Consider the following 15111-nt stretch of genomic DNA (forward strand, 5'->3'; position numbering starts at 1 on the left):
GGCTTTTGCGAGTAAAAGCGAAGCGTTAGGAGCACATCATTGCACTCGCCGCCTTCCGCTTACGATCCACTGTGTATTCTTTTGGAGTTTTGAGGAAGAGCATAAATGCTAAAGTACTCTATCATATTTAAAAGTAGCTATTAAAATTCAAGGATGAAGAGATTCATCCTTTCTCTTTGAATTAAAATGTATTGGGATCTTGAACCGAAGACCTCAACACAAAGAAAGAAAGTGGTAGCTTTGTGCCACCAAACTGTAAGTAGGATCGGAACGAAAGGCGGCGACTCCCGCGGGATAAGCATGAGCCTTGAGACCCCGCAGGTAGCGCAGCGGACGAGGAGACTCAAGCCATGCCCGCAGGAAAGCGTCCGCCTGTAGTGCAGATCCAATACCCAACTCAAGATCTACCCAGACTTTGACTACCCCAATCTAAATTAAGAAAGCGAAGGTATCATACACTATGGAAAAGAAATTATGCGTAGTAGGCCTAGGTTACATCGGCCTCCCAACTGCCGTCATGTTTGCAAACAGCGGCCTGCAAGTACACGGCGTCGACCGTAACGAACGCGTCGTCAATCTCATCAACAACAAACAACTACATATAGAAGAAAACGGCCTGCAAGAGCGTTTGGAGAAAGCCGTAGACGCAGGACACTTCCAAGCATCGACTACACCAGTAGAAGCAGATGTCTACATCATCGCGGTCCCGTCACCAATCAACCCGGACAACACAGCGAACTTGAAGTTCATCCGTGCGGCCACCGCATCGATCGTGCCGTTCGTCAAAAAAGGCGCACTGGTAATCTTGGAATCAACAGTCCCACCAAAGACTGTCGAAAACATCATGCTGCCTGAATTACGTAAAACGGATCTAATTATTGGAGAAGAACTATTCGTCTCTCACTCACCGGAACGCGTAATTCCAGGTAAGATTTTCGAAGAACTAGTCAACAACGACCGCATCGTTGGTGGAATCAATGCGAAATCAGCAGAGATGACGAAAGATCTTTACGAAGTGTTCGTTAAAGGAACGATCCATCTAACGGACGCAACTACAGCGGAACTCGTTAAAGTAATGGAAAACACATACCGCGACGTCAACATTGCCTTTGCCAATGAACTCGCAAAAATCGCAGAAGGAATCGACGTGGACATTTGGGAAGCAATCAAATTTGCAAACTTCCACCCACGCGTCAATATTCATACACCAGGCCCTGGCGTTGGCGGTCACTGTATCGCAGTCGATCCATGGTTCTTAGTGGAACTAGCACCTGAAAAGGCGGATATCATCAAAAAAGCACGTCTAACGAACGATGGCATGCCAATGTATACTGCGAAGCGCGCACAGCGTTTGCTACAGGAATACAATATCGAAAACGGTAAAGTGGCGGTTCTTGGTCTTGCGTTTAAAGGCAACGTCGATGACATGCGCGAAAGCCCGTCAACGAAAGTGATAGATTCGTTGCAACAACTCGGTCTAGACGTCGTGTCATTCGACCCGCACATCAAAGAATTACAGCATTCAACGCAAGTTGCAACGCTTGAAGAAGCAATTGGTACAGCTGATCTTCTTCTATTAACTACAGACCATGATCAATTCAAAGATCTGAATCCAGCAGACTTGCAGACGAAGCAGCCGAGACCGATCATGTTGGATACGAAAAATGCTCTCCAAGCAGATAAATGGGAGCAAGCGGAATATCGCTTCTTCAAATTAGGAGATGGCAAAAAAGAGGGGCAGCTATATAAATGAAAGAAGAAATACTAGGCGTCTCCGTCAACACTGAGAACTACGATGAACTGATTCCGAAAGTCTTTGAGAATATCGAAGCAGGAAAGAAATCACTCATCGTGGCGATCAATCCGGAAAAGCTCATGAAAGCAAAAGAAGATCCTGAACTAAAAGCATTGCTTAACCGAGCGGAATTTCAAATTCCGGATGGTATCGGTGTAATTCTTGCATCTAAGTTGAAAAAAGGTCAGATTCGTTCACGTGTAACGGGCATCGATATGATGGACCGCGTCGTACAGGAAGCCGCCGCACGCGGAAAACGTATATTCCTCTATGGTGCGAAACCTGGAGTGGCGGAAGAAGCAGCGGCAAAATTACAAGTGATGCACCCGAACATTCAAATCGCCGGTGTCCAGCATGGCTATGAAAAAGATGTCCAAGTTGTACTCGACACGATTAATCAAACGAAACCAGATATCTTATTCGTTGCGATGGGTTCACCGAAGCAAGAACAGTGGATTGAACAATATCGCGACCAGCTACATCCGGTAGTATTCCAAGGAGTAGGCGGATCATTCGACGTGCTGGCAGGGAATATTAAAAGAGCACCGGCAGTATTCCAAAAAGCAGGTGCTGAGTGGCTATATCGATTGTTGCTTGAACCAAGTCGGATCAAGCGTCAGATGAACTTGCCAAAGTTTTTGGTTGAGGTGTATAAAAAGAAGTAAGATTCGGCTTAGGTGTTTTTCACTCTAAGTGCAGATGAATCGGGAGGATAGGTTTTCCCCTCCCGTTCCGCTTACGTATTCAGTAATCTAGCTATATTACTATCTTGTAATCTAGTTAAATTAGTGATAGAATCACACTTGTAAGAATAATTTCCTCGTTGTATATAGCACAATACGTGCAAAGCGTTACGGTTGGTTGACCGCAAACAAAAAAGCTTGAACAGTTCCCATCTGTTCGAGCTTTTTTGTTTGTTTAAAATTGACGCGATACTAAATAACTATATTTATAATACAAATAAAAATATTAATATTGCTATAGTCTAGTTAACCAATAGAATCTGAGGCAAATTACTTGGTAAAACCCTCTATTAGACTATCGGGTGTACTAATAATTAATTGACTTTCAGCTTGTTCTTATCTATACTTTAATATGTAATGCCTACTACTTTCATACATAGGTAGTAACTGGCAAAAACAGAATCATCAAGGAGGAAATTATTTAATGGCTAACCAACCAACGAAATATCGCAAGTTTGTAGTAGGGGCTGCTTCAGCTGCACTAGTAGCATCAGCAGTAGCACCAGTTGCATTCGCGGCTGAATTTACAGATGTTAAAGACAACAACTCACACAAAGCGGCAATCGGTGCACTTTCTGACGCAGGTGTAATCTCAGGATATCCAGATGGAACATTCCAACCTAACAAAACACTTACACGTTCTGACGTTGCAAAATTGATGGGTAAATGGTTGATTGCACAAGGATATAAAGTGCCAACTGACTACAAAACAAACCCACGTTTCACAGATTTAACTTCTAAATCTAATGACGAGCTTCTACAAATGGCTGCATTAGTAAAAGACAACGGCGTATTCAACGGTAACGATGGTAAGCTTTTACCAGCTGACAACATTACTCGTGAAAACATGGCTGTTGTATTAGTGCGTGCTTTAAACACACTAAATGACTTCGACCTAGTTGCTTATGTAAAAGAGCAAGACTGGAAAAAGGATGTTACAGATCTTAATAAAGCAAAAGCAGAAGCACGTCCGGCTATTGACGTATTAGACTTCTTCGATATCACAAACCCAGCTGCACCAGCATTCAACCCAAAAAACACAACAACTCGTGGACAGTTCGCTTCATTCCTTTACAAGGCTGCTGAAACGAACTATGACGAAGTGAAAGCTAAAGAAACTGCAATTGAATCAGTAAAAGCAACTAATGCAAAAACTATTACAATCACATTTAACCAAGCTGTAGAGACTGAAAAAGCTAAAGTTGAATTGTTACGTGGAACATTCAAACAAAACGTTACACTTAAATGGTCTGACGATAAAAAATCAGTGGAATTAATCGGCGCTGGAAACTACCAAGCAGCAGATTACACTGTAAACGTAACTGGTTTAAGCGACAAAGCTTTAACAGGTACAGTTAAAGTTGAAGCGGTTAAAATTGCATCAATTGAAATTTTAGATGAAGTTGCTGTGGTGAATAAAGATCTTGTAAACGGAGTGTTCCCAACTGATACTACTGCTACGGTAGGTTATATGGTTAAAGATCAGTATGGAACTGATATTACTAAAAATACAAACCTTACTACAAACGATAACAGCAACATCGGTGCTAAAGATGGTGTAGTAACGATTGGTGAAAAAGTGGTAGCCGGAAAGAAATTAAACGATTTAGTACCAGTAGTTCTAATTGATACTAAATCTGGTCTTTCAACTACAAAAACATTGAAATTGTCAGCGACACCAACAGTATCTGATATCTCAGTTACAGGTATCTTTAATGCTAAAGGTGAAGAAGTAGCGTTAAATGATAAAACAAATGCTAGCGATGCATTCATCGTTGTTGACCTTAAAGATCAATACGGTAAAGTAATTACTGATGTAGATAAAGCAAAAGGATTAGTTGTTACTAATACGAATGAAGAAAATTTATTACTTAAAAAGAACTCAGACGAAAAAACTGAAATTGTAACACAAACAATTGGTAATGCTACTAAACTAGTTATTAAGATTGAAAAAATTAAAAAAGCAGGAGAAACAGACTTAATTTTAATCTCTACAACTAACGGTAAATCTGCTAATTACACTGTGAAAGTTGCTGAAACTGAAACTACTGACGCTATTACAGTAGGTCAACCTGAAGTAGCAGTTAAAAACGAAGAAACATTAATTCCTGTAACAGTTACTGATAAAAATGGTAATGTTATTACTGATTTAAATTTACTATCTAACAAAGATAAGGGTATTAAAATTGGTGGTAAAAACGTAGAAAAAGCAAACCTAGTTGTTAAAGATGGTCAAGTATTCTACAAAGAAACATTTACTACAGAAGGAACACAAGCACTTGTATTCCAAACTGCTACTTATAAAGTTGCAACACTAACAGTAAACGTTAAAGCGGAAGCTAAACCGGTTGCAGTGCGTGGACTTAAAAAACCACTAGTTTTAAAAGCTGGTGGAAAAGAAACAATTGACTTTGGTAAAGTTAATGTTGAGGACCAGTATGGTCGTACAATGGAAAAATTAACTGATGGTTATACAATTGCCGTTAAAGGTATTACAGCAGATGATAAAAAAGTAGTTACAGTAGTAGGAAATGAAATAACAGCTGGGCCTAAAAATGGAACTGCTACTATTACAATTTTCTTAACTACTAAGGACGATAAGGACGCTGTTAAAGAAGTTGCAAACTCAGCGGTTGAACAACAAGTTCGTGTAACTGACGGAAAAGAATATAAATCGTATGAAGTTAAAGATTTAGGTCTTTTACATGCTGAAAAAGCAGCAGATGAAGTTGCTGGCACACTTAAGGGTGAAAACAAAATTACTGTTTCAGGTGTACTTGCAGACGGTGGTAAAGTTGAACTTGACGGTACTGCTGACTATGTTGCAACTACTAACGTAACTGGTGTGAGCGTTGAAAATGGTAAACTTATTGTTGATCAAAAGAATATCAAGCAAATCTTTACAGTAGACAATAAAGAAGTTGCTGAGCGTGAAGTTAAAGTTACATTCACAATTAATAATGATGGTTCAAAAGTAGAACACACATACAAAATTTCTAATACACCTGCTAAAGTACAAGACTTCTTCTTTACTGCAACACAAGCAGATAAAAGCTATAGTGCTGCTAAAGCGATCACTGAAGCAACAGTAATAACTGGTGGTACTATAGCTAACCTAGTATCTGGTGAAACAAAAGATAAAGTACACGTCGCTACTTCAAACCAATACGGTACTAAAAAAGTTGAAGATATCAAAGCATCTACAGTTACAATCGTACCTGAAAAAGTTACTGATGTGAAAATCACAAGTAACGGAACAACTGGTGCAAAAGTATCATTGGCTAATGACGTGAAAGAAGCAACAGTAACATTCAAAGTAACAATCGATGGTGTTACAAAAGACATCAAAGTAAAAGTTACTCCTCAATAAAACTAAACGAAACGTTACTATATAAGCTAGTGTATTAGCGAAATTAGTGGAATTTGACCTCATAGACTATACTTTAATTAGTTGTGATCTATGAGGTCATTATTCTAACTGTTATGTTCCGATTATTCGGTGAAATTCCGGATCTTGCTCAACAGTCTACAAGCAAGTGCCTAATCCTCCTGGGTCCAGTGATGCGCTGAATCGCAAAAGGGACTAAGTCAGGTGAAGTCGTACTCAGTCGAACTGAGGCGGGGCTCTTTAAAAGGCAACTACGGTCAGGTAGACGAATCCATGTAGGCAGGGTGAGGTAGTGGGTGTCGCGAAATTAAGCTAGGGGTTCGGCACTTACCTTATGATCTGAAATGGTAATAGGAGATTAGTATAATTGACTGTTAAACTAGTCTTTCTCACGCCTGGATAGTGGAGACCTACGGTTGTCAAAACAAGGGATGGACGTAACGGAACGTTTGAAGTCTTGTCGGAAGAGGTGTTTCAGCACCAAAGATGCCGGTAAGATGGCAGCGGGTTCATAGTAGTGTCGATCGTCAGCCGTTTGTACTTGCGTGGTAACACGTGAGGAGGGTAAAACTGGCGGGAGCGAAGGAACCTAGTCAGTGGTAGTTATTCTAACAAGCTTATTTCCCCAAATCTAAGCTTTGTACATGCATAGGAGCCCAATCAGTATTTTCTGATTGGGCTTTTTTGATCGTTCATGCGATTAGATGGCTGATTTAGATTACCGAATAGTGAAATAAAAGTAAGCGCTACCATAGGCGGTATTATCTACTTCAGTAATATAAAATGAAAGTAACATATCAACTCGTTACTTAGCTCATGTTTGCTATGGGTAACAAAAGAATCAATTTTACTAAAAAGCAGACAATTCTATATGTTGTTATTGTAAATAAATTTGGATGTACTATACTTGTTTTGGGGAAGTAAGATAATATTGGAAATAAACTGACGGCACGCCGTATGCGGTGAAAGTCGCTTGTACGGTGTAGGCCCTATCGAAAGCTGCTTAATGTGGTATAAGACGGGAATAGCGAAGAGGCAAATGCAATCAAGAACTTCATTAAAGCGTTTGATGTAAAATCCGCATTTATTGATACGGAAGCGCTTACAAAAATGGGTCCTAGAGTAACGGGGACACAAGCAGAGAAAGACGCATTTAAAATGATTTCCGACCGTCTAAATGAATACGGTTACAAAGTAGATCGACAAGAGTTTGACCTACCTGAAAAGAAGGAATCCGTGTTTACACTTGGGGAGAGCCTGATTGCGAGTGCAGTAGCGAATAATTCCGTAGCGACAGACGCTAACGGTGTGACGGCTCCTCTATACTTTGCGGAGTTTGGAGAAGAATCCGATTTCAAACCAGAAGCAGTAGGTAAAATCGCGTTGATCGCTAGAGGCGGAGGCGTGACGTTCCAAGATAAAGTGAATCGTGCGCAAAATGCTGGTGCTGTAGGTGTAATTATTTATGACAACGCAGAAAAAGAAACACCACTGAGTTATTCTGCAACATCTACCATTCCGGCAATTGGGATTACAAAAGCACAAGGTGAAGCACTGAAGGAGAATTCCACTGACAATGTGAATATCAAGGTCAATGTGTTAGGGAAAGAGACTTCAGAAAATATCATTGCGACGAAATATCCGGCTAACGGTAGTAAAAACAGCGAAATAGTTTATATTTCAGCGCATGTTGACAGCGTCCCAGGTGCGCCAGGAGCGAATGACAATGCGGCAGGTACAGCGGCGGCGCTCGAGTTGGCACGCGTGTTAAAGGATCAGCCGTTAGACAAGGAACTTCGTATCGCATTTGTCGGTGCTGAAGAGATTGGTCTAGTGGGTGCAAGAGTATATGCACAATCGTTAAGTGCTGAAGATGTTTCTCGAAGTATTGCAAACTTCAATATGGATATGGTGGCGACGGCATGGGAACCTGCAACAGCTATATATACGAATACGGTAGATGGTAAACCGAACTTGGTTACAGAATCAGCAAACAAAGTAGCCAAAATTATTGGTACGCCATCAGAGCTTGTGTTGTTCAAACGTGGATCTTCAGACCATGTGGAATTTCACGAAGTAGGAATTGCAGCAGCAAACTTCATCAGAAGAGAGCCTGGAACACATAACTTGGAGCCGTACTATCATAATGAGAATGATGTGATGGAACACGTGAGTAAAGATCGACTAAAAGAAATGATCGAATTAGTCGGTGGATCGGTTTACAGCGTAGTTAGACAGCAGAAATAAGTTGTTTTTAGGTAGATGTAAAAGAAGTCTTCTAGTCGTTCAGCGAGCGATTAGGAGACTTTTTTATATTGTACAATCCATGAAACTGTCCATTTTATACGGAAGTTGGTAGTGGAGTACGGGATTGTCAGTAGTTAGGAACTATCTTTAGTCTGGGTATGCCTTTCTGGAATTTCTTTATATACGTTTAGGTTGAGTTCTGAGTAAACTAAATAGTTAATTATTATCATTGCTTGTTTCCAAACTATTGTAATAGAGTAAGGATAGGGGAAATAATGTATAGAAAACTGTCGCTGATGGCACGCCGTATGCGATCAAAGTCGCTTGTACGGTGTAGGCCTGTATGAAAGCTGCGAGTATGCAGTATAAGGCAGGAATAGCAAAGATCAAACGGTGAATGGAAGCGCATTTTCAGGTACGGAAAGTACTCCGAAGTTGTATCCAGGTAATGTAAAGGTTTCTGTCACGGATATGGATAGCTTGGAAAATGCTATTGTAGGAGGGAATCTTATTCTGACCGGAACTGCTGGAGAGTCACTATCATTCTCCAACATTCAGGTCGGAGGCAATCTAGATGTATCAAATCTGGATGGAGATTTGTTTAATTTTGAGGGTGTAGATGTCAAAGGCGATACCATTTTGTAAGTACCAAACAAAGCCTTCTGTATTTCAGAAGGCTTTATCTATCTACCTAACTAATGAAATCGAGGTGTGGTAATTGAAAGGTAAAAAAGTATTGCGTATGAGCCTGATATTTTTCTTAGTGTTTAGCTTGGTCTTGCCGACGACTCCAATGGTACAAGCTGCGACTGGAGCAACAAACGCTGTAAAAGCGGGAACGATCACTGTTGAAGAAGCGCGAGCGAATAATGAAGGAACGGCTACCGTCTCTGGATATATCGTAGGGTTTGTAGTATCCGCGACAAATGTTATACCAGTTGCAACGGGAGATACCAACATAGCCATTGCAAGTAAAGCGGGTGAAACAGACGTTGCGAAGATGTTGTTTGTTCAGCTTCCAACTAATTTACGCAGTGAATGGGGCTTGCAAACAAATTCTGGTCTATTAGGACAGCGAGTTCTTGTAACGGGTAATTTAAAAGCGTACTTCACTAGTCCAGGATTAAAAGATACATCTGCCATCACTTTCGCAGGTGCCCAACCAGAACCAGAACCAGTTGAAGTCATCAGCATTGCAGCTGCTCGTGCGAAGGCAATTGGAGAAACTGTTTCAGTGAAAGGAACGGTTACAGCTAGACTGAAAAACTCCATCACGATTCAAGACGGCAAAGCAGGTATTACGCTGCGTCCTACTAGCTTAGAAGTGCAAATAGGCGATGAAGTAACAGTTGTCGGGAAAGTGGCGGAATATAAAAACTTACTGCAGATTGATGGAGCGCAGCTTGTGGAGAAGACCGCAGGCACAGTACCGGATGCAAAAGTACTCACAGGTGACGCCGTTGGAGAAGCAGTGGAATCTCAATTGGTCACAGTCAATAATCTTACGCTGTCTGATAAAGAAGCGGGACCAGGCTGGGCGAACTTTGCTGCAACAGACGGTAAGGGAGACTTGCTTGTTCGGGACGAAAGCGACCACTTAGGTTTAGAAGCAGGAATGACCTATGACTCGGTGACAGGTATCGTTCAGCAATTTGAAGATAGCTATCAGCTGATCCCGCGGGATGAGTTCGATATCGTAGCAGACGTTACGGTAGTAAGACCAGTCGGAGCGAGTCCCGGAAGTGGAACATTTGTAGATAATGTAGAAGTGTCGTTGACAACGAGAGAGTCGGATGCAACGATTCACTACACGTTGGACGGATCAACACCAACAAGTAAGTCTAAGCAATATACAGGGCCATTCCAATTAACGAAAGATACACAACTACAAACGATTGCAGTAGCACGTGATGGTCGTACGAGTGTAGTTCAAGTATATGATTACACGATTACAGATGCACTACGCATCCATGATATTCAAGGCCAAGGCCATGAGTCTCCGCTTAATGGAAGTGCGGTCGAGGGAATCGAAGGAATTGTAACCTATAAATTTGTATTGTCGGGTTCTACGTATTATCACATCCAAACGCCAGACAACGAGCGTGACGGCAATTTGAAAACGTCGGAAGCAATTGTGTTGTATAGCGGGCGTGATGCGTGGAATTTAAATCCGGGTGATTTAGTAGAAGTAGATGGACAAGTAAGTGAGTACGCCATTGACGGATATGCCGATCGTCAGCAAACAGATTTGAAAACTACACAGATAAATGTACGTGAAGATCAGGGCGGTAAAGTACGTGTGGTAAAGAAAAATGTGGAACTTCCTGAACCGTTTGTAATTGATGAGAGCAATTTACCAACAGGTGCAGTACTAAGTGAAGGTCTAAAAGAATTTGATATTGAAACATATGCAGGGGATTTCTGGGAAAGCCGTGAAGCAATGCGTGTCGAAGTGGGCAATGTAAAGTCCGTAGGCCCCCAACAACACGGTGACCTAACGACTGTCCTAGAAAGTCGTAAAACCGAAACGAAAAGCGGTGGCGTTCTTTTAAAGAAAGCTCAATCAAATGCAGATTTGATTCAATTCCGTTTAGAGCCGAACGGTGAGGCGAGAAACTTCGAAGTAGCGACAGGTGATAAATTCAAAGGGCCAATCGTCGGGGTAGTAGGCTATTCATTCCAAAATTATAAGATTTACGTAGATTATGGAGAAATGAAAAAGAACTTTGTTAAAGGAGATGCAGTTCCTGAGACGACTTCGATTGTGAAGAATGATAAGAAGTTGACAATCGCTTCGTATAATTTGGAAAACTTCTCGAACAACAAAAGCACGACATCTAATGATAAAACACAAAAACTAGCACGTGCATTTGCTAAGGATATGCATAGCCCTGACATTGTAGGGGTAACAGAAGTGCAAGATAACAACGGTCCGGATGCTGGCGGTCCTGAAGCGAATGAAAGTTATGAGCGCTTGATCGATGCGATTGTTACAGCGGGAGGCGTTCAGTACGAGTATGTCAACATCGATCCCGTTAATAATCAAGATGGTGGACAGCCGAATGCGAATATTCGCGTAGGCTTTTTGTACAACCCTGAACGGGTGAAACTTAAAGATGCACCACATGGTGATGCGATGACAGCACTAGGATATGAAGATAACGGATTGACAATGAATCCGGGTAGAATTGATCCGGCGAATCCTGCATTTACTAGTAGCCGTAAACCGATAGCAGCGGAATTCACGTTCAATGGTGATGACGTAATTGTTATTGGAAACCACTGGAACTCAAAAGGTGGTGATACACCGATCTTCGGTGCAATCCAGCCACCGGTCTTAAAGAGTGAAATTCAACGTAAACAAATTGCGCATATCGTGTATGATTTCATCGCGGATGTGAAAGAGAAGAATCCGGATGCGAATATTGTTTCGCTTGGTGACTTTAACGACTTCCAGTTTGCGAATGCACTCAAGATTCACGAGGGAAAACTCATGACGAATCTAGTCAATAAAGTACCTGAGGACGATCGTTATTCTTATGTATACCAAGGAAACTCCCAAGTACTAGATCACATATTGGTTTCGAATAATATGGTGGAAGAAGCCGAAGTGGATATGCTTCACGTAAACGCGGATTATACAGACATGGCGGGTCGTGCAAGTGATCATGATCCAGTGATGGTACAAGTGGCATTAGGAAGTTCATCACCAAAAGTAGAGAAGTTCTATAACTTTAAGTCGTTTAAGACGAATAAGCTGATTATTAATAAGCCGAGCGTCGATGTGCAATTGGACGGTCAATCAGTTATCCGTGAAGGCGTCTTGTTTACTGGTAATTATGCGAAGTTCCAAGGAGAAGGGTTCAAGAATGTGACGGTGCATGTAAATCCAGCACAGGCAGAAGCGATTATCGATTTTGCGGGTACACATGTGAAGAAAGTAATTGTGGATGGGAAGAATGTGAAAGAAATTCGTGGTGCCGAAAATATTCAAGAAATTGAGTATATGAATGGTGCTTCCGTGGATACAGTGAAAATAGTAAAAAAGAAAGAGGAACCCGTTACGGTTTCTCTTTCTTTTTATGGGTACTTTACTGCCGAGTAATTACTCACTTTTAGTGCGCAAACTCCTAAACCCTGCAAAACAACACTTGTTCATTATTGGAAATACATTATACTAATAGTAGTTGGCATAGTTCCAACGAATCAAAAAACATAGGGGGTAGAAAAGATGAAGAAAACTACAAAAGCATCACACAAATTATTTAAAGCGACATTAGCGACAACGATGGCAGCGGGAGCATTCGTTGCGGCAGTCCCTATGGAAACAAGTGCAGCGGTAACGTTCACGGATGTAAAACCTGGCGTGCACTATTATTTACCGGTATTGGAACTAGCAGATCGTGGCGTGGTAAAAGGGTATAATGACGGTACATATCGTCCGAATGCTTCAGTAACAAGAGCACAAGCTTCTAAGATTTTAGCTCACGTATTGGACTTGGATACGGTAAACGTTAAAGATCCAGGATTCGCCGACGTGAAGAAGTCTAGTGAATATTATGGCCCAATCGCAGCACTTGCTCAAGCTGGATACATCCAGGGCTACACGGAAAATGGCGTGAAGACATTCAAGCCGAACGATAACTTGAAACGATCACAGATGGCTAAAATTCTTACATTAGGTTTCGCATTGGATCAAAGTCCATTAGCGGCAAATCGTTTTAAAGATGTAAAACCGACTGATGCATATGCAGGCTATGTTGCGGCACTATTGGATCTTGATATTACGACAGGTACAACGCCTACTACATTCGCGCCGAACGGATTAGTAACAAGAGGACAAATGGCAACATTCGTCGTACGTACAGAAGTAGCGTTGAAAGATGAAAATGCGCCAGTAGACACAGCTGGAGACAAGTTGTTGCAAAGCACGATCCAAGCGGAGTTTTCAAAAGTAAATACTTCTACAGACGCGGTTTATATTGCGTTAAGAGAGAAAACGTTCAACGTAACTGTTAAGAACCCGGCAAGCACATTTGGAGAATTTGGTGAAGCAGTGAAGCCAGTATTTAACTCTATGAAGGAAGATGCAGTTGTTAATAATGCAACAGTATCCGTTATGTTTGGTGGAAAAGAAATCAAAGTAGAAGCGAAGAACATCGATAATAGCTTGGATTTCGACACAGTGTTCAATAAAGTATTGGCTAAGACAGGCTTAACACGTAATGCAGCGTTAAACATCTTACAAGGACGGACAGTCAAGCTTACAGTAGATGGCGCAATTAAATCTGAACCGTTTAATAGCACATACGAATTTAAATTCTAAAGTGAAGCACCTTTTAAAATAGTAATAGTCTCCTTGACGTTTAAGGAGGCTATTACTATTTTGTGTGTAGTATGCTAATTGCTTGGTAACCTGCTATCCACCACTCTATAAATCTGTTAAAATCAAAATAATATGAACGGGTAGAGGAGATCAATATGAATAAGCAACTTAAAATTTTCTTAATCACGTCATTATCTATTATTGTTTTTGGCGGTATCTATATTGTGTATCATTTCCAATTCGAAGAGAATGAATGGGCAAACAGGGGAGGAGATAAGACTTTAGAGAAGCCGTATGACGCTACATCGCCTAATGAAAGTGATCTTCTTATTAAAGGGGAAGAACCAAAAGGCGATAAGAAAAATGGACAACCATCTGACGGTTCATCTGATACTAGTAGTGGAAACGCGGATGGTCAACGAGGGATGGGTGGATCATCGTCAATGGGTACAAGTGGAGGAACAACAACTTCAGGTTCCAACACGACAGAAAATGGCACGGATACCACGGGAAGTAATCCATCACCTAACAACCAAACGAATGATGGAAAGAAGCCTTCTTCAGAAAATCAAACAAATTCAACGGGTAGCACTACAAGTGATAAACCCGCAACAGGTAAACCAGATAAGAAACAATCCGTAGCGCAGATTAAAAGTAACTATAAACCATCTGTCAGCAAACTACAAAGTGAAGTGGATGGCGAGCTCAACTCATTAATCAATGGTGCGAAAAAAGAGTACAGTACGAAAAAAGCAAATGGCGAGAATATTGATTATGGTTATTTCTATAATAAGTACATGTCCTCTATAGCGGGGCTAGAGGCGCAGACTGATGCTGAATTTAATGGCATCATGAGCTCGCTTGAGAAAGACCTACAGGCCAATGGACATAACAAATCAAATTCGCAAAGCTTGCGTGATGAATACGAAGCGCAAAAGAGTGCGCGTCGTGATAGTATGCAGAGCAAGATAATGGGGAATTAAATAGAAAAACGACTAGTCTAAAAAGATTTCCTTTTAGACTAGTCGTTTTCTTGAACGAAACCATACGACAATTTGCAAAATAAGTAAGAACGTCAGTGCTCCCGACATATCCAGTAGAACATCGCGAAAAGTGGCGGTCCGTCCTCCCGTGAAATATTGATGGGTTTCATCTATGCATGCAAGTAGTAAGGTAGAAGCGCTTGCAATGAAGAATCTAGGTAAACGGGATGGTAAGGATAAGAAAATGCCTGCTGCGAGCAGACCAAACAATACAAAATGTGCGCCTTTACGTAGTAGAAATTCTACAAAACGATAATAGCCACGTTCTTCTACGGAAATGGTAGTATTCCAGTACGGGATAGACAGTGCGGATAGTGCGGTTTCAAATGGCTTGTTAGGTAATGCATTTTCTAACGTAGGAATTAAGGATTGTTGTTCATACGTTTGACTAGAAGAAACAAATAAACTACCGATAATACATAGGACGATTACAAAAGCGAAGACTTTTTTCATATGCATATTATATCATAAATAGGCAAAAATCCTAGATTTAATTGGAAATTCGATATTTTTCATGCTAATTATATGTTATGCTATGCTATAATATGCACAAGTTTGCCGAAAAGGAG

General features: G+C 41.1%; 9 protein-coding genes. 8 read left to right on the forward strand and 1 reads right to left on the reverse strand.

Features of this window, described 5'->3' with window-relative positions; genetic code table 11:
* The first annotated feature begins 460 nt into the window (after positions 1–460).
* The 8 genes from CSV72_RS13560 to CSV72_RS13595 all read left to right on the forward strand — a co-directional run bounded on the left by CSV72_RS13560 (position 461) and on the right by CSV72_RS13595 (position 14482).
* Positions 461–1753: a nucleotide sugar dehydrogenase gene (locus tag CSV72_RS13560; protein WP_099678791.1), complete on the forward strand. Its 1293-nt coding sequence runs from the start codon at positions 461–463 to the stop codon at positions 1751–1753.
* Positions 1750–2460, forward strand: coding sequence for a WecB/TagA/CpsF family glycosyltransferase (locus CSV72_RS13565; RefSeq protein ID WP_099678792.1), 711 nt, complete (start codon positions 1750–1752; stop codon positions 2458–2460). Before CSV72_RS13560 ends, CSV72_RS13565 begins: the two co-directional genes overlap by 4 nt.
* A gap of 502 nt (positions 2461–2962) precedes the next feature.
* Positions 2963–5908, forward strand: a complete 2946-nt coding sequence (locus CSV72_RS13570; protein WP_099678793.1) for an S-layer homology domain-containing protein — start codon at positions 2963–2965, stop codon at positions 5906–5908.
* Between the two features lie 1128 nt (positions 5909–7036).
* Positions 7037–8173: a M20/M25/M40 family metallo-hydrolase gene (locus CSV72_RS13575; RefSeq protein WP_099678794.1), complete on the forward strand. Its 1137-nt coding sequence runs from the start codon at positions 7037–7039 to the stop codon at positions 8171–8173.
* A 393-nt stretch (positions 8174–8566) separates the two neighbouring features.
* Positions 8567–8818 carry a hypothetical protein gene (locus CSV72_RS13580; RefSeq protein ID WP_099678795.1) on the forward strand — a complete coding sequence of 84 codons (252 nt, stop codon included), beginning with the start codon at positions 8567–8569 and terminating at the stop codon, positions 8816–8818.
* A gap of 73 nt (positions 8819–8891) precedes the next feature.
* Positions 8892–12278 (forward strand): DUF6359 domain-containing protein, encoded by a 3387-nt coding sequence (locus CSV72_RS13585; protein ID WP_233191294.1) that lies wholly within the window; start codon positions 8892–8894, stop codon positions 12276–12278.
* A 126-nt stretch (positions 12279–12404) separates the two neighbouring features.
* Complete coding sequence (locus tag CSV72_RS13590; protein ID WP_099678796.1) at positions 12405–13499, forward strand: S-layer homology domain-containing protein; 1095 nt, start codon at positions 12405–12407, stop codon at positions 13497–13499.
* A 155-nt stretch (positions 13500–13654) separates the two neighbouring features.
* Positions 13655–14482, forward strand: coding sequence for a hypothetical protein (locus tag CSV72_RS13595; RefSeq protein ID WP_099678797.1), 828 nt, complete (start codon positions 13655–13657; stop codon positions 14480–14482).
* Between the two features lie 33 nt (positions 14483–14515).
* On the opposite strand, the gene CSV72_RS13600 is transcribed toward CSV72_RS13595, so the two are convergent.
* Positions 14516–14995: a VanZ family protein gene (locus CSV72_RS13600; protein ID WP_099678814.1), complete on the reverse strand. Its 480-nt coding sequence runs from the start codon at positions 14993–14995 to the stop codon at positions 14516–14518.
* Positions 14996–15111: the final 116 nt, after the last annotated feature.

The organism is Sporosarcina sp. P20a (genome assembly GCF_002743175.1).
Classification (GTDB): domain Bacteria; phylum Bacillota; class Bacilli; order Bacillales_A; family Planococcaceae; genus Sporosarcina.